We start from the raw sequence: 14809 nt of genomic DNA, 5'->3' as shown, positions 1-14809 counted from the left end.
CAATGGCGCGCTTCAGGGCTGAGATTCAGGAGATTGCCCTGTGCAACGGACCATAGAGGAAACCGCAAAATGCACTTTTACCGAGCGCGTCGCACCAGCGGTGGGCGATCGGCGTGTCAGCCTTCGCCGCGCTGCAGGCTTGTCAGGCGCGCCTGGATGCCGGCGGCGGTCTGCTCACCCAGCAATTGTTCGCGCACCTTGCCTTGGGCATCGATGAGGTAGGTGACGGGCAAGGCCTGGCTGCGTGGCAGCTCGAAGCGCGGTGCCGGATCCTGGGCCAGTACCGTGAAGTCGATTCCCAGGGTCTTGGCGGCGGCACTCAAATCGTCGCCCTGCAGGTTGTCGAAATTCACGCCGAGCACGCGCACGCCCTGCCCTTCCAGGCTCTGCGACAGCGCATTGAGTTCGGGGATCTCGCGACGGCACGGTCCGCACCAAACGGCCCAGTAGTTGACCACCAGCCATTGTTTGTCCAGCGTCTTGGCGCTGACCTGCGTGCCATGCTGATCGGGCCCGTAGTCGCCCCCGCAACCGCCCAGCAGTGCCGCAGCCAGCAGCAGCCCTGCCAACGGCACGAGGTTGGTCTTGATACGCCAGTTCATGGGTCTACCCTTCCTTATTCCTGCGGCCATGCGAAAAAGGCGACCGAATACCGCCACGTGGTTAGAATACCCGCCACTGGCTGCCGGAGGCGACTTTTCCCCATGACCCAACTCACTCTTTACCACAACCCACGCTGCTCCAAATCGCGCGCGACGCTGGAATTGCTGCAGGCCCGCGGGCTTGCGCCGGTCATCGTGCTCTACCTGGAAACGCCTCCCGATGCAGTTACCCTGCAAGCCCTGCTGGGCAAGCTGGGCATCAGTGCCCGTGCCCTGTTGCGTACTGGCGAAGAAGAATACAAGACCCTGGACCTGGCCGACGCGACATTGGGCGAGGACGATCTGGTGAGCGCCATGGCCGCGCACCCGAAACTGATCGAGCGGCCTATTCTGGTCAACGGCGAGCGCGCGGTGATCGGCCGGCCACCGGAAAACGTACTGGAGATTCTGTCGTGAACACACCTTACATCCTGGTGCTCTATTACAGCCGCCACGGCGCCACCGCCGAGATGGCCCGACAGATCGCCCGCGGTGTCGAATCCAGCGGGCTGGAGGCACGTCTGCGCTGCGTGCCGGCGATCTCGACCGAGTGCGAAGCCGTGGCACCGTCAATTCCCGAGCAAGGCGCGGTATACGCCAGCCTCGACGACCTGAAGAACTGCGCCGGTCTGGCACTCGGCAGCCCCACGCGCTTCGGCAACATGGCCGCGCCGCTCAAGTACTTCCTCGACGGTACCAGCAGCCTGTGGCTCAGTGGCGACCTGGTCGGCAAGCCGGCCGGCGTGTTCACCTCCACTGCCAGCCTGCACGGCGGTCAGGAAACCACCCTGCTGTCGATGTTGCTGCCCCTGCTGCACCACGGCATGCTCATCACCGGGCTGCCCTATAGCGAGTCGGCACTGGTGGAAACCCAGGGCGGCGGCACCCCCTATGGCGCCAGCCACCACGCCGGCGCCGATGGCAAGCGTGTGCTCGACGAGCACGAGAAAACCCTTTGCCGAGCGCTGGGCAAGCGTCTGGGCCAGACCGCACAACTGTTGAGCACACCGCGTGGCTAAGTTGAATCTCAGGTTGAATCGCAGGTTGAATCGCACGATGGCGGGTCACGCTTGAGCATCCACACCTACACCAAGTACCCCGCCACGGCGCTCGGCGAAGAGTCGCCGCTGGCCTGGATCAGCGAACACATCCGCAAGCACTATCAAGGTCATCGGCACACCTTCGTGGTGGCCATCGCCGGCAGCGTCGCGGTGGGCAAGAGCACCCTGTCGACGCTGCTCAAGGAGCGGTTCGAGGGCTGGCCGGAAGCACCGCGGGTCGAGGTGGTCAGCACCGATGGCTTTCTGTATCCCAACCGGATTCTGGAACAGCGTCAGTTGATGCCGCGCAAGGGCTTCCCGGAAAGCTACCGTACCGACGACTTGAAGGCGTTTCTGCATGACCTCAGGCAAGGTGCGCGCGGTTTGCAGGTGCCGGTGTACTCCCAGGCGATCAAGGACATCGACGAGCACTTCCACCTGATCGACCAGCCGGACATCCTCATTCTGGAGGGGCTCAACATCCTCCAACTGGACCACGCCCACGACTTCTCCATCTATCTGGATGCGCCTACCGCCGACATTCGTCATTGGTACATGGAACGCTTCATGAGCCTGACCACTCTATCGGGCGACGCTGCACAGGCGCGCGCTGACTATTTGTGGGAAGAGGTCAACCTGAAGAACCTCACGGAAAACATCCTGGTGACCCGCGATCGGGCGCAGATGGTTCTGCACAAGGCACCGGACCACCGCATCGACGAGGTCTGGCTGCGCGAAGGCGACCTGCCCGTGCATTCATCCAGCAGTTGAGGACACCGGTTCCATGCAAGACTACAAGTGGCTGAACGAATACTGCCTTAATCGCTTCGGCTCGCAGAAGGCGCTGGAGGCGCGTCTGCCGACGGCCAAGTCTGCGGCGCAACTGCGCAAGATCAGCGCCGACCGCTACCTGTCGACCATGGCCCTGCGGGTCTTTCGGGCAGGCCTGAAGCACAGCCTGGTCGACTCGAAATGGCCCGCCTTCGAAGAGGTCTTCTTCGGCTTCGACCCGGAGAAGATCGTGCTCATGGGCGCCGAGCGCCTGGAACGGCTGATGCAGGACACGCGCATCATCCGCCATTTCGGCAAGCTCAAGAGCGTCCCGCGCAATGCCCAGATGATTCTCGACGTGGCCATGGAGCATGGTAGTTTCGGTAATTTCATCGCCGACTGGCCGGTCGAGGACATCACCGGGCTATGGCAGTACATCGCCAAGCACGGCAACCAGATGGGCGGGCTGTCGGCACCCCGTTTCCTGCGCATGATCGGCAAAGACACCTTCATTCCCAGCTGGGACGTGGTGGCTGCGCTCAACGCCCAGGAGATCGTCGACAAGGTGCCCAGCTCCAAGCGCGATCAGGCGGCGGTCCAGGCGGCCTTCAATCAGTGGCATGCCGAAAGCGGTCGGCCGATGTGCCAACTGTCGGCAATGCTCGCGTTTACCGTGAACCACTGATGCCTTCAGCTCGTTGCAGGGCCCGGTTCGCGGTCCTGCAGCCCTGCCTCGCAGAGGCTGCCTACGTGTACGGGCTTTCCCGTACATGCCTGGTTGCAACTGCCCTCGCGTAGCACCAATCTAAGCGGCAAATCTCGTCTACGCTTAGCCTCCAAGGGCACGACTGCCCTGGGCATGCCTGTGGCCGACGTGCTCGACGTCAAAATGTCATGCGCGTCACCTACGTTGGCTCGGGTATTGCTGAATCCAGATCAATCCAGTCGTCGACCGCCCCCCTCGTTTCGATAGGCGCCCATAGGAGCACCGGATGAAAAAGCTTTTCCTGGCCACACTGTTAGGTTCGAGCATCGCGTTGTGCAACATGGCCTCGGCCGCAGATACCGATCTGCAAACCCTTGAAGCCGCGGCCAAGACCGAAGGCATGGTCAACAGCGTCGGCATGCCCGACGCCTGGGCCAACTGGAAGGGCACCTGGGACGACCTGGCCAACAAGTACGGCCTCAAGCACATGGACACCGACATGAGCTCGGCGCAAGAAGTGGCCAAGTTCGCCGCCGAGAAAGACAACGCCAGTGCCGATATCGGCGATGTCGGTGCAGCGTTCGGCCCCATCGCCACCAAACAGGGCGTGACCCAGGCCTACAAGCCGTCCACCTGGGCGCAGATCCCCGACTGGGCCAAGGATGCCGATGGCCACTGGATGCTGGCCTACACCGGCACCATCGCTTTCATCGTCAACAAGCAGCTGGTCAAACCCGAAGATGCCCCCAAGAGCTGGGCAGACCTGAAGAACGGCAAGTACAAGGTGGCCATCGGGGATGTCAGCACCGCAGCCCAGGCCGCCAACGGCGTGCTGGCGGCAGCGATCGCCTTCAAGGGCGATGAAAGCAACCTGGCGCCGGGTCTGCAACTGTTCACCGAACTGGCCAAGCAGAAACGCCTGTCCCTGGCCAACCCAACCATCCAGACCCTGGAAAAAGGCGAAATCGAAGTGGGTGTGGTCTGGGACTTCAATGGCCTGAGCTATCGCGACCAGATCGATCCGAAACGCTTCGATGTGCTGATTCCTTCGGACGGGTCGGTGATTTCCGGCTACACCACCATCATCAACAAGTACGCCAAGCACCCGAATGCCGCGAAGCTGGCCCGCGAGTACATCCTCAGCGATGCCGGGCAGATCAACCTGGCACGCGGCTACGCCCGGCCGATCCGTGCCGACCACATCAAGCTGCCGGATGATGTCGCGGCCAAGCTGCTGCCGGCCGAGCAGTATCGCCATGTCACGCCAATCAAGCATCCGGATGTCTGGGAAGCAAGCTCCAAAGCTCTGCCCCAGCAGTGGCAGGAGCAGGTGATCTTCGAGATGCAGTGATCGCGGTGCATCAATGAAGGCTTCTTCGCGGGGCGGGCGCCCGAGCCCTCTGCCCGCTAAGAGGCCAACACCGATCCCCTCCGCTACCCCGCAACACCTGTAGGAGCGGTCAGCGGCCGCGAAGCAGCCAACGCCGACATCCCTGAAACCCGCAACCCCGGAGCCCTCCAGCAGTGACCACCCCCACCCGCGGCAGAACCCTGGCCCTGCTCCTGCTGGTGCCCTTCGCCCTGTTCTTTTTCGTCTTCCAGATCGCCCCCCTCGCCTGGGTGGCCATCCACAGCGTGCAGACCGACGCCGGTTGGAGCCTGGACAACTTCAGTAAGGCCTTCGGCTCGCGGTTCTATCGCCAGGCCATCCAGTTCAGCCTGGAAATCAGCTTCTGGTCGAGCCTGTTCGGCATCATCATCGCCGTCATCGGCGCTTGCTCCCTGCGCCGGGTCGACTCGCGGCTGCGGGATTTCGTCAGCGCCTTCGCCAACATGACCAGCAACTTTTCCGGCGTACCGCTGGCGTTCGCCTTCATCATCCTGCTGGGTTTCAATGGCGCGATCACCATGATGCTCAAGCAAAGCGGCCTGATCGACGATTTCAACCTGTACTCCAAGACCGGCCTGATCATCACCTACACCTATTTCCAGATCCCGCTGGGCGTGCTGCTGCTCTACCCCGCTTTCGACGCGTTGCGCGAAGACTGGCGCGAATCCGCTGCCCTGCTCGGTGCCAACGGCTGGGCCTACTGGCGCCACATCGGCCTGCCGGTGCTGACGCCGGCACTGCTGGGCACCTTCGTCATTCTGCTGGCCAACGCCCTGGGCGCGTACGCCACGGTGTACGCGCTCACCACCGGCAATTTCAACGTGCTGCCGATCCGCATCGCCGCCATGGTCGCCGGCGACATCAGTCTGGACCCCAACCTGGCCAGCGCCCTGGCCATGATTCTGGTGGGGCTGATGACTCTGGTCACCCTGGCCCATCAATGGCTGTTGCGCAGGAGTTACCATGTCGCGCGCTGAACTCGACGCCCCCGGCCTCTACCACAAGACCGTGGTCTGGCTGCTGTTCCTGATTCTGCTGCTGCCGCTGGCCGGCACCCTGCTGTATTCGTTCGCCACCAGTTGGTCGGCGTCGATCCTTCCCAGCGGGCTGACCTTCAAGTGGTACCTGCAGCTGTGGGGCGACCCGCGATTCCTCCAGGCCTTTGGTCAGTCGCTGGTGGTCTGCGTCGGTGCGCTGGTGCTGTCGGTGCTGGTGATCCTGCCGCTGCTGTTCGTGGTGCACTACCACTTTCCGCGGCTGGATGCGCTGATGAACATTCTCATTCTGTTGCCCTTCGCCGTGCCCCCGGTAGTGTCCTCGGTTGGCCTGTTGAACCTGTACGGCTCGGGACCGCTGGCCATGGTCGGCACACCCTGGATCCTGATCGGCTGCTATTTCACCGTGGCCCTGCCGTTCATGTACCGGGCCATCACCAACAACCTGCAGGCGATCAACCTGCGCGACCTGATGGACGCGGCGCAACTGCTGGGCGCCAGCACGTTCCAGGCGGCTGTTCTGGTGGTGCTGCCCAACCTGCGCAAGGGCTTGATGATCGCCCTGCTGCTCTCGTTCTCGTTCCTGTTCGGTGAATTCGTGTTCGCCAATCTGCTGGTGGGCACCCGCTACGAAACCCTGCAGGTCTACCTGAACAACATGCGCAACAGCAGCGGCCATTTCAACAGTGCGCTGGTGATCTCCTATTTTCTCTTCGTGTTGCTGCTCACCTGGGGTGCCAATCGCTTGAACAAGGACAAAGACTGATATGAGCTTCGTCAGCGTCGAAAGACTGGATAAGCGCTACGGCAATACCGAGGTATTCAGCGATATCAGCTTCACGGTCGAGCGAGGCGAATTCATCACCCTGCTCGGGCCCTCGGGCTGCGGCAAGTCGACCTTGTTGCGCGCCATTGCCGGGCTCACCCCGATCAATGCCGGCACGATCCTGCTCGATGGCCAAAACCTTGCCCCGCTCGGCCCGCAAAAGCGCGACATCGGCATGGTCTTCCAGAGCTATGCCCTGTTTCCCAACATGAACGTGGAACAGAACGTCGCGTTCGGTTTGCGCATGCAAAAGGTCAAGGGCGCCGAAAGCTCACGCCGCGTGGCCGAGGTCCTGGCGCTGGTGGAACTGGGCGAGTTTGCCGGGCGCTATCCCCATCAGTTGTCCGGCGGCCAGTGCCAACGGGTCGCCCTGGCACGCTCGCTGGTCACCCGCCCGCGCCTGTTGCTGCTCGACGAGCCCCTGTCGGCCCTGGATGCACGCATCCGCAAGCACCTGCGCGAGCAGATCCGGCAGATCCAGCGCGAACTCGGCCTGACCACGATTTTCGTCACCCATGATCAGGAAGAGGCGCTGACCATGAGCGACCGCATCTTCCTGATGAACAAAGGACGCATCGTCCAGAGCGGGGATGCGCAGAGCCTGTACACGGCGCCGGTCGATGCGTTCGCTGCCGGTTTCATCGGCAACTACAACCTGCTCGATGCCACCCAGGCCAGCGCCCTGCTGCAGCGACCGATCCACACCCGCGTGGCGATCCGCCCCGAGGCCATCGAGCTGGGGACTGACGGTGTACTGGACGGCGAGATCCGCAGCCATAGCCTGCTGGGCAACGTGATCCGCTACCGGGTGCAGGCGCGTGGCGTGCAGTTGCTGGTGGACGTGCTCAACCGCACCGCCGCCGACCTGCTGCCCGACGGCCACAAGGTGTCCCTGACGATTGGGCCCGACGCACTTTGTGAGGTAGCCTGAGCGTCTTTCCAAGGGAGGTTTCATATGGCTCTAGCGATTTTCGATCTCGACGAAACCCTGATCCACGGTGACTGTGCTTCGCTCTGGAGCGAACAGATGGGTCGCCTGGGCTGGGTCGACCCCGAGTCCTTCATGCGCCGCGATCACGAGCTGATGCAGGCCTACAACGAGGGCCGGCTGGCCATGGAAGACTACATGGCGTTCAGCCTGGAGCCGATGCTCGGGCGTACACCGGAAGAGGTCGAGCACCTGGTCGAGCCGTGGGTGGAAGATTTCATCGAGCCGATCATTTTCAGCGACGCCACCCGCACCATCGCCGCCCACCGCGCCGCCGGTGATCGCATCCTGATCATTTCCGCCTCGGGCGTTCACCTGGTCGGGCCCATCGCGGCGCGCCTGGGCGTCGACGATGTGCTGGCCATCGAGCTCGAGCTCAAGCACGGTACCTACAGCGGCAATACGGTGGGCGTACTGACCTATCGCGAGGGCAAGATCAAGCGCCTGCGCGAATGGATGCACGACGAGGGTGAAACCCTGGAAGGCGCAAGCTTCTATTCGGATTCACGCAACGACCTGCCGCTGCTGCTGGAAGTACCGTCGCCTCATGCGGTCAATCCCGACCCGGTGCTGCGCGAACATGCCGAACAGGCCGGCTGGCCGATCCATCAATGGCGCTGATGGTTGCGCCGATAGACGTCCGCGCCCATGGCAGCGATCTGACCTTCGATGAGCGCGTCGAAGGGCCTGAGCAAAGCCTGAAAGGATGCCGGTGATTCGAGCACTTCCAGCGCCTGGGTGATGGCTTCAAGGGTCGATAGCGCGCCGGGGCCGGGTGCCTTGCGCAGCCGATAGCGCGAAGGCTCGGCGGCTGCCAACTGAACCCTAGGCAAGGCGGCCAGTAACGGATTGAGGTGCAGCAGTTTGCGTGCCTTGCGCCAGGTACCATCCGGTACCACCAGCAGCCTGGGCTGGGCGGCGGGCTCGTAGGCGCTCAATGCTTCGCTGTGTTCGCCGGGAAACAGCAGACAGGGCTGATATCCCGGCTGGGCCAGCCACTGGGGCAGGTCTTCGAAGATTTCGCCGACCCTGATTTCGCAATCCTGCAGGCCCAACGCAGCCAGGCGCGCGGTGTTGAGTGCGTGATCGACCTCGCTGGGGTGCTGCAGAATCAGCACCCGCGTATGGCTGGGCAGGTTCGGGATCAGGGCGCACAGGCACTGGGCCAGGGGGCGGTGGCAGCGAGGGCATTGGGGTCTGGACATGCGCAATTGTGCCACGGCGCCGCGCTCCGGCAACACCTCGGGCGATCGACCAGCACGGAAAAAGTCACCCACGGTGCCGCTAAACCTTTGTACCCACCTGGCCAATCCGCTCTAATGTAAGCCCCACTGTCCCAGGACCTTGCCGCAATGAAATACTGCTGCGCATTACTTCTCAGCTTGCTGTCCCTTACTGCCCAGGCCACGGAAATCGGTGAACGCCTGGGCCCCTGGACCCTGCTCGACCAATTCGAACAACCCTACTCGCTCAGCGACCAGACCCAGTTGATCATCGTCGCGCGCAGCATGGACGCCGCCCAGCTGATGGGCACTGCCATGGAGAAGCGGCCCAAGGACTTTCTCGAATCGCGGCATGCGGCCTACATCGCCGATATCGAGCGGATGCCCTCGGTGGCCAAGTGGATCGCCATCCCAGGCATGAAGAAACTCAACTACCGCATCCTGCTGGACGAAGAAGGCCGGGTGGCGCCGCGTTACAACGGTGATCGGGAAACCGTGCAGTGGCTGGAACTCAAGGATGGCGTAGTGGTGGACATCAAGACCTTCAATGACCCGCAGCAACTGGCCAGCGCGCTCTCGGCGCGCTGAGCCACTGTCGCTCACAGCGGCCGCACCGGAATCCTGAAACTGGCGCGCAAGCCGTCTTCGCCACTGTCGAAGTCCAGGGTACACCCGCAACGCTGGGCGATGGCCTGAACGATCGCCAGGCCCAGCCCGCAACCGGCACTGGCGCGGCTGCGCCAGAAACGCTGGGTCAGGTGTTGCAGGTCTTCGGCACCGATGCCGGGGCCGAAGTCGCGCACCGTGAAGCAGACCCAGCCAGGCTCGGTGGCCAGCGTCAGCCACACCGGCGCCCGCTCGGGGCTGTGCCGCAGGGCATTGTCGATCAGGTTGCGCAGCGCCTGTACCGCGAGGGTCGACGGCATGCCCAACGCGATCGACGGCAACTGCGGCGGCATGTGCAACTCGACCCGCCAGCGGTCCTCCTGGCTGGCATCGCCGATGGCCAGGCGCGCCACATGTTCGGCGCTGCACGGTGCACCGTCGTCGAACGACAGACTGCCTTCCACCCGGGCCAGCAGCAGCAACTGCTCGAGGGTGCGCTGCAGCCGGTCGGCGCCTTCCTCGGCATGGGCCAGCGCCTGTTCATGGGCCAGGCCGGCGGTCATGCGGGCCACCTGCAAGTGGGTCTTGATCGCGGTCAGCGGGCTGCGCAATTCATGCGCCGCGTCACCCGTCAGTCGCCGCTCGCGCTCGAGGGTACGGCCGATACGCAGGAACAACTGGTTCTGGGTGTCCAGCAACGGTCGCAGTTCGCTCGGCAATGACTTCAGCACCAAGGGGTCGAGGGCATCGACATCACGCTTGCGCAGCGCCTCGCACATCCGGTTGAGAGGCGCCAGGCCCTTGCCGATGCCCAGCCAGAGCATCGCGATGCTGCCGAGCAGGGCCATCAGCACCGGCGCGGAGGCAGCCAGCATGACCGAACGGTTCAAGGCTTCGCGTTCCAGTTCGCGGTCGGCGGTGGTGATTCGCACATCGTCACGGGCCAGGGTGAAACTGCGCCAGTGTTCGCCATCGATTTCCTGATCATGAAAACCGGTGCGCTCATCGTCCAGCACCTGGTCGGCATTGCTGTGGCTGCGAGCGAGGATTTCGCCGCGCAACGAGCTGATCTGGCAGGCGATGCCATCAGGAATGCTCCATTGGTCGGCACTGAAGCGGGCGCCTTCGCCCGGTGTCGCAAGCGGTTGCGGCAACCGGTCGACCATGCCGGCGACCATGCGTGCCGAGGCCACCAGACGCTGGTCCAGAGAGAACATCATCTGGCTGCGCAGATCGCGGAACATCCAGGTGGCGGCGAGCGCCCAGATGAGCACGAAGGCCGCGCCCAGAATCAGGCTCAAACGCAGTCGCAGGCTCATGGGACCCCTTTGGGTTCGGCGTGGGCCGGGCCCAGGCGGTAGCCCAATCCGCGGACGGTTTCGACGATACCGTTACCCAGTTTTCGGCGCAGATGGTGAATGTGCACGTTCAATGCGTTGCTCTCCACCTCGTCACTGAAGCCGTAGACGCTGTCTTTGAGCTGCTCGCCGGAGAGCACGCGGCCGCGGTTCTGCAAAAGGGCGTACAGCAGCGCCTGCTCGCGGCGGGACAGGTCGATGGCTTGGCCGCCGAGCCAGGTTTGGCGGGTGCTGGGATCATGTCGCAGAGGGCCGTGTTCGATCATGTTCAAGGTGCGGCCAGCCACGCGGCGCTGCAGGGTGTGCAGGCGCGCGCACAGTTCGCGCAGGTCGAAGGGTTTCAGCAGGTAGTCATCGGCGCCGGCCTGCAGCCCGGCGACACGGTCGCTGACGCTGTCGCGGGCGGTCAATACCAGTACCGGCAGAGCCTCGCCACGCTGGCGCAGGCGGTGAAGCAATTTGAGGCCGTCTTCGTCGGGCAGGCCCAGATCCAGCACCATGACATCGAAGCTGGCTGCCTGCAGCATGGCCTGGGCGGCCGAGGCGGTGGCCACCCGGTCGACGTTCAGCCCTTGGGCATTGAGCCCGGCGACGATGCCGCTGGCGATCAGGTCGTCGTCTTCGCAAAGCAATACGTGCATGACAGCGCTCGGAGAATGAAGGTCCCACAGTGACAGGCCGTGATTAACACAACATTATGCCCTTGATACAGGGTGGGAGCGGTCATTGGCCGCGAAAAACGCAGCGCGGTGCATCTGTGCGAACTGCACTGGCCCTTCGCGGCCACGGACCGCTCCTACGGGTCGATATCGAGTGCACACAGTGACAACGGTCTGGATCTGGTTAACCATCGGTTAACCCTGCCGCCGCCATACTCGCTGGATCATTTCATCAGGACCCATCTCCATGCTCAGTCTATCCCTGGGGCCGTTCGCGCTTTCTCTGCATCACCTGCTGATACTGCTGGCCCTGGGCCTTGCCAGTATCGTGGGCTGGCAGATGGCTCGCAGGGGGGTTGGCAGCAATCCCGAAGCGCTGATATTCCGCCTGTTCCTGTTGTGCCTGGTGGTCGCGCGCGCAGCTTTCGTGCTGCGCTACTGGGCGCAGTATCGGCAGGATCTCTGGCAGATTCCCGATATCCGCGACGGTGGCTTCCTGTTGTGGCCCGGGCTTGTGGTCAGCGGCCTGACGGCGCTGGTGTATGCGTGGCGGCGCCCTTCCATGCGCCGCACGCTGGGCTGGAGCCTGGCCAGCGGTCTGTTGTTCTGGACGCTCGCCAGCGTCGGCAGCCACTGGTATCAGCAGGCGCGACACTCACAGTTACCCGAGGTCACCTTGCACACTGCCACAGGCCAACTCGTAGCGCTGCGCAGCTACGGCGGCAAGCCTATGGTAGTCAACCTCTGGGCAAGCTGGTGCCCGCCCTGCAGACGAGAAATGCCGGTGCTGCTGGAAATGCAGAAACTTCACCCCGAGGTGCGTTTTCTGTTCGTGAACCAAGGCGAAACCGCGCAGATCGTGGCGAGCTTCGCCGGAACGACGGGGCTGGATTTGACTCAGGTGTTATTCGACACCCAGGGCGAACTGGGCCGCGCGCTGGGTTCTGTAGCGCTGCCGACCACGCTGTTCTACAGCAGCGAAGGGAAACTGCTGGGCAGTCATCTCGGCGAATTGTCGAAAGCCAGCCTGCAACATGCGCTGGAAACCTTGCCACCCCAATAAGCCCCCCCCAACACCGCAACCCCTGTAGCAGCGGCGCAAGCCGCGTCGGCGGTGGATGCGGCATTCCTGAAAGAACGCGTCGAACCCGGACGCGGCTCGCGCCGCTGCTACAGGGATCTCGCACCCCCGAGCAACAGCGCAAGCCGCGTCGGCGATGGATGCGGCATTCCTGAAAGAACGCGTCGAACCCGGACGCACAACCCCTTGCACCGTCCCCTGTAGCAGCGGCGCAAGCCGCGTCGGCGGTGGATGCGGTCATGCTGGAGGAATCAGCGCTCCAGCAGAATCCGCAGCATGCGACGCAGCGGTTCGGCGGCGCCCCACAACAGCTGGTCGCCGACCGTGAACGCGCCAAGGTACTGCGAGCCCATGTTCAACTTGCGCAGGCGCCCGACCGGAATGTTCAGCGTGCCGGTAACCTGAGTGGGCGTCAGTTCCTGCATGCTCGCTTCGCGGCTGTTCTGCACCAGCTTGACCCACGGGTTGTGCTGGCTGATCAGCCCTTCGATGTCCGCCATCGGCACATCCTTGTTCAACTTGATGGTCAACGCCTGGCTGTGGCAGCGCATCGCACCGATACGCACGCAGATACCATCCACCGGAATCGGGCTCTTGAAGCGACCCAGAATCTTGTTCGTCTCGGCCTGGGCCTTCCACTCTTCACGGCTCTGCCCATTCGGCAGTTCCTTGTCGATGTAGGGGATCAGGCTGCCAGCCAGCGGCACACCGAAGTTCTCGGTCGGGTAACCCTCGCCGCGCATGGCTTCGGCGACCTTGCGATCGATGTCGAGAATGGCGCTGGCCGGGTTGGCCAGGTCATCGGCCACCGAGGCATGGGTGCTGCCCATCTGCTTGATCAGCTCGCGCATGTTCTGCGCGCCGGCGCCCGACGCCGCCTGGTAGGTCATGGCACTCATCCACTCCACCAGACCGGCCTCGAACAGCCCGCCCAGGCCCATCAGCATCAGGCTTACGGTGCAGTTGCCACCGATGTAGTTCTTGGTGCCGGCATCCAATTGCTGGTCGATCACCCGACGGTTGACAGGGTCGAGCACGATCACCGCGTCATCCTGCATGCGCAGGCTGGAAGCGGCGTCGATCCAGTAACCCTGCCAGCCGGCCTCGCGCAGCTTGGGGAATACCTCGCTGGTGTAGTCGCCGCCCTGGCAGGTCAGAATCACGTCGAGTGTCTTCAGCTCTTCAATGCTGTAGGCATCCTTGAGCGGGGCAATGTCCTTGCCGACCGCCGGGCCCTGGCCGCCTACATTGGAAGTGGTGAAAAACACCGGCTCGATCAGATCGAAGTCCTGCTCTTCCAGCATCCGCTGCATAAGCACGGAACCGACCATACCGCGCCAACCGATCAGACCTACACGTTTCATCGCAACTACACCTTCTTGAAAAGTGGGCCGCTGCTTTCGATTGAAAGTCGCAGCGGGCCCAAGAGATTACAGATTCCGCAGCGCGGCGACTACTGCATCACCCATTTCCTGCGTACCGACCCGTGCGTTGCCTTCGGACCAGATATCGCCGGTGCGCAAGCCCTGGTCCAGCACCAGGCTGACCGCCTGCTCGATGGCAGCGGCCGCGTCATGCTGGTTGAAGCTGTAACGCAGCATCATCGACACCGAAAGGATGGTCGCCAGCGGGTTGGCGATGCCTTGGCCGGCGATGTCCGGCGCCGAGCCATGGCACGGCTCGTACATGCCTTTGTTGTGCGCGTCCAGGGACGCCGAAGGCAACATGCCGATGGAGCCGGTGAGCATCGACGCCTCATCGGAAAGAATGTCGCCGAACAGGTTGTCGGTGACCATCACATCGAACTGTTTCGGCGCGCGCACCAACTGCATCGCGGCGTTGTCGACGTACATGTGGCTCAACTCGACGTCCGGATAATCCTTGCCGATCTCCTCGGCAACTTCGCGCCACAGCTGGCTCGACGCCAATACGTTGGCTTTGTCCACCGAGCACAGCTTCTTGCCGCGCACCTGGGCCATGTCGAAGCCGACGCGCACGATGCGGCGGATTTCACTCTCGCTGTACGGCAGGGTGTCGTAGGCCTGACGCTCGCCGCCTTCGAGTTCGCGGATACCACGCGGCGCGCCGAAGTAGATCCCGCCGGTCAGCTCACGCACGATGAGGATGTCCAGCCCGGCAACGATTTCCGGCTTCAGGCTGGACGCGTCGGCCAGTTGCGGATAAAGGATGGCCGGACGCAGGTTGGCGAACAGACCCAGCTGCGAGCGAATCTTCAGCAGTCCGCGCTCCGGGCGAATGTCGCGCTCGATCTTGTCCCACTTCGGCCCGCCCACCGCGCCCAGCAGCACCGCATCGGCGGCACGGGCACGTGCCAGGGTCTCGTCGGCCAGCGGCACGCCATGCTTGTCGATGGCAGCGCCGCCGATCACGTCGTGGGCCAGCTCGAAGCCCAGCTGGAACTTGTCGTTGGCCAGTTCCAGCACCTTGACCGCCTCGGCCATGATTTCCGGGCCGATGCCGTCGCCTGGGAGAATCAGAATCTGCTTGCTCATGCTTTCCTCGTT

17 protein-coding genes are annotated in these 14809 nt (G+C 63.4%); 11 read left to right on the top strand and 6 right to left on the bottom strand.

The features are described from left to right. Positions 1–116 precede the first annotated feature (116 nt). On the bottom strand, positions 117–602 hold the full coding sequence (locus IFT98_RS00990) for a TlpA disulfide reductase family protein (RefSeq protein WP_192049708.1): 486 nt from the start codon (positions 600–602) through the stop codon (positions 117–119). Between the two features lie 102 nt (positions 603–704). On the opposite strand from IFT98_RS00990, the gene arsC reads away from it, so the two are divergent. The 9 genes from arsC to IFT98_RS00945 all read left to right on the top strand — a co-directional run bounded on the left by arsC (position 705) and on the right by IFT98_RS00945 (position 7978). Then, positions 705–1058, top strand: a complete 354-nt coding sequence (gene arsC, locus IFT98_RS00985; RefSeq protein ID WP_192049710.1) for an arsenate reductase (glutaredoxin) — start codon at positions 705–707, stop codon at positions 1056–1058. Further along, positions 1055–1660, top strand: coding sequence for an NAD(P)H:quinone oxidoreductase (gene wrbA / locus IFT98_RS00980; RefSeq protein WP_192049712.1), 606 nt, complete (start codon positions 1055–1057; stop codon positions 1658–1660). The genes arsC and wrbA overlap by 4 nt, the downstream gene beginning before the upstream one ends. A gap of 51 nt (positions 1661–1711) precedes the next feature. Then, positions 1712–2452: a type I pantothenate kinase gene (locus IFT98_RS00975; RefSeq protein ID WP_122713191.1), complete on the top strand. Its 741-nt coding sequence runs from the start codon at positions 1712–1714 to the stop codon at positions 2450–2452. A gap of 13 nt (positions 2453–2465) precedes the next feature. After that, positions 2466–3137, top strand: coding sequence for a DNA-3-methyladenine glycosylase I (locus IFT98_RS00970; protein ID WP_192049714.1), 672 nt, complete (start codon positions 2466–2468; stop codon positions 3135–3137). Between the two features lie 307 nt (positions 3138–3444). Continuing rightward, positions 3445–4509 (top strand): ABC transporter substrate-binding protein, encoded by a 1065-nt coding sequence (locus tag IFT98_RS00965; RefSeq protein ID WP_192049716.1) that lies wholly within the window; start codon positions 3445–3447, stop codon positions 4507–4509. A 173-nt stretch (positions 4510–4682) separates the two neighbouring features. After that, positions 4683–5525 carry an ABC transporter permease subunit gene (locus IFT98_RS00960; RefSeq protein WP_192049718.1) on the top strand — a complete coding sequence of 281 codons (843 nt, stop codon included), beginning with the start codon at positions 4683–4685 and terminating at the stop codon, positions 5523–5525. Beyond that, complete coding sequence (locus IFT98_RS00955) at positions 5512–6309, top strand: ABC transporter permease (RefSeq protein ID WP_122713195.1); 798 nt, start codon at positions 5512–5514, stop codon at positions 6307–6309. Before IFT98_RS00960 ends, IFT98_RS00955 begins: the two co-directional genes overlap by 14 nt. A 1-nt stretch (position 6310) precedes the next feature. Next, complete coding sequence (locus IFT98_RS00950) at positions 6311–7300, top strand: ABC transporter ATP-binding protein (protein WP_192049720.1); 990 nt, start codon at positions 6311–6313, stop codon at positions 7298–7300. 24 nt (positions 7301–7324) lie between these two features. After that, entirely contained in the window at positions 7325–7978 is a 654-nt protein-coding gene (locus tag IFT98_RS00945; protein WP_122797313.1) for an HAD family hydrolase, read from the top strand. Here the strand turns inward: IFT98_RS00945 and IFT98_RS00940 are convergent. Further along, positions 7966–8562 carry a tRNA-uridine aminocarboxypropyltransferase gene (locus IFT98_RS00940; RefSeq protein ID WP_192049722.1) on the bottom strand — a complete coding sequence of 199 codons (597 nt, stop codon included), beginning with the start codon at positions 8560–8562 and terminating at the stop codon, positions 7966–7968. The genes IFT98_RS00945 and IFT98_RS00940 overlap by 13 nt on opposite strands. A gap of 147 nt (positions 8563–8709) precedes the next feature. Here IFT98_RS00940 and IFT98_RS00935 point away from each other — a divergent pair, with 147 nt between their 5' ends. After that, positions 8710–9168 (top strand): FAD/FMN-containing dehydrogenase, encoded by a 459-nt coding sequence (locus tag IFT98_RS00935; RefSeq protein WP_122713199.1) that lies wholly within the window; start codon positions 8710–8712, stop codon positions 9166–9168. An 11-nt stretch (positions 9169–9179) separates the two neighbouring features. Here the strand turns inward: IFT98_RS00935 and IFT98_RS00930 are convergent, their stop codons facing one another. Both IFT98_RS00930 and IFT98_RS00925 read right to left on the bottom strand, forming a co-directional pair. After that, complete coding sequence (locus tag IFT98_RS00930; protein WP_192049724.1) at positions 9180–10505, bottom strand: ATP-binding protein; 1326 nt, start codon at positions 10503–10505, stop codon at positions 9180–9182. Further along, positions 10502–11185, bottom strand: coding sequence for a response regulator (locus tag IFT98_RS00925; RefSeq protein ID WP_192049726.1), 684 nt, complete (start codon positions 11183–11185; stop codon positions 10502–10504). The genes IFT98_RS00930 and IFT98_RS00925 overlap by 4 nt, the downstream gene beginning before the upstream one ends. A 265-nt stretch (positions 11186–11450) precedes the next feature. On the opposite strand from IFT98_RS00925, the gene IFT98_RS00920 reads away from it, so the two are divergent. Next, positions 11451–12266 carry a TlpA disulfide reductase family protein gene (locus IFT98_RS00920; protein WP_192049728.1) on the top strand — a complete coding sequence of 272 codons (816 nt, stop codon included), beginning with the start codon at positions 11451–11453 and terminating at the stop codon, positions 12264–12266. A gap of 269 nt (positions 12267–12535) precedes the next feature. On the opposite strand, the gene asd is transcribed toward IFT98_RS00920, so the two are convergent. Then, positions 12536–13648, bottom strand: coding sequence for an aspartate-semialdehyde dehydrogenase (gene asd, locus IFT98_RS00915; RefSeq protein WP_056843281.1), 1113 nt, complete (start codon positions 13646–13648; stop codon positions 12536–12538). Positions 13649–13714: 66 nt separating this feature from the next. Further along, on the bottom strand, positions 13715–14797 hold the full coding sequence (leuB, locus tag IFT98_RS00910; RefSeq protein WP_192049730.1) for a 3-isopropylmalate dehydrogenase: 1083 nt from the start codon (positions 14795–14797) through the stop codon (positions 13715–13717). Between the last annotated feature and the right edge of the window lie 12 nt (positions 14798–14809).

This window comes from Pseudomonas sp. CFBP 8770 (assembly GCF_014841705.1).
In the GTDB taxonomy this organism is placed as follows: domain Bacteria; phylum Pseudomonadota; class Gammaproteobacteria; order Pseudomonadales; family Pseudomonadaceae; genus Aquipseudomonas.
Note: the sequence above shows the minus strand (reverse complement) of the source record. Positions and strands in the feature narration are given on the sequence as shown.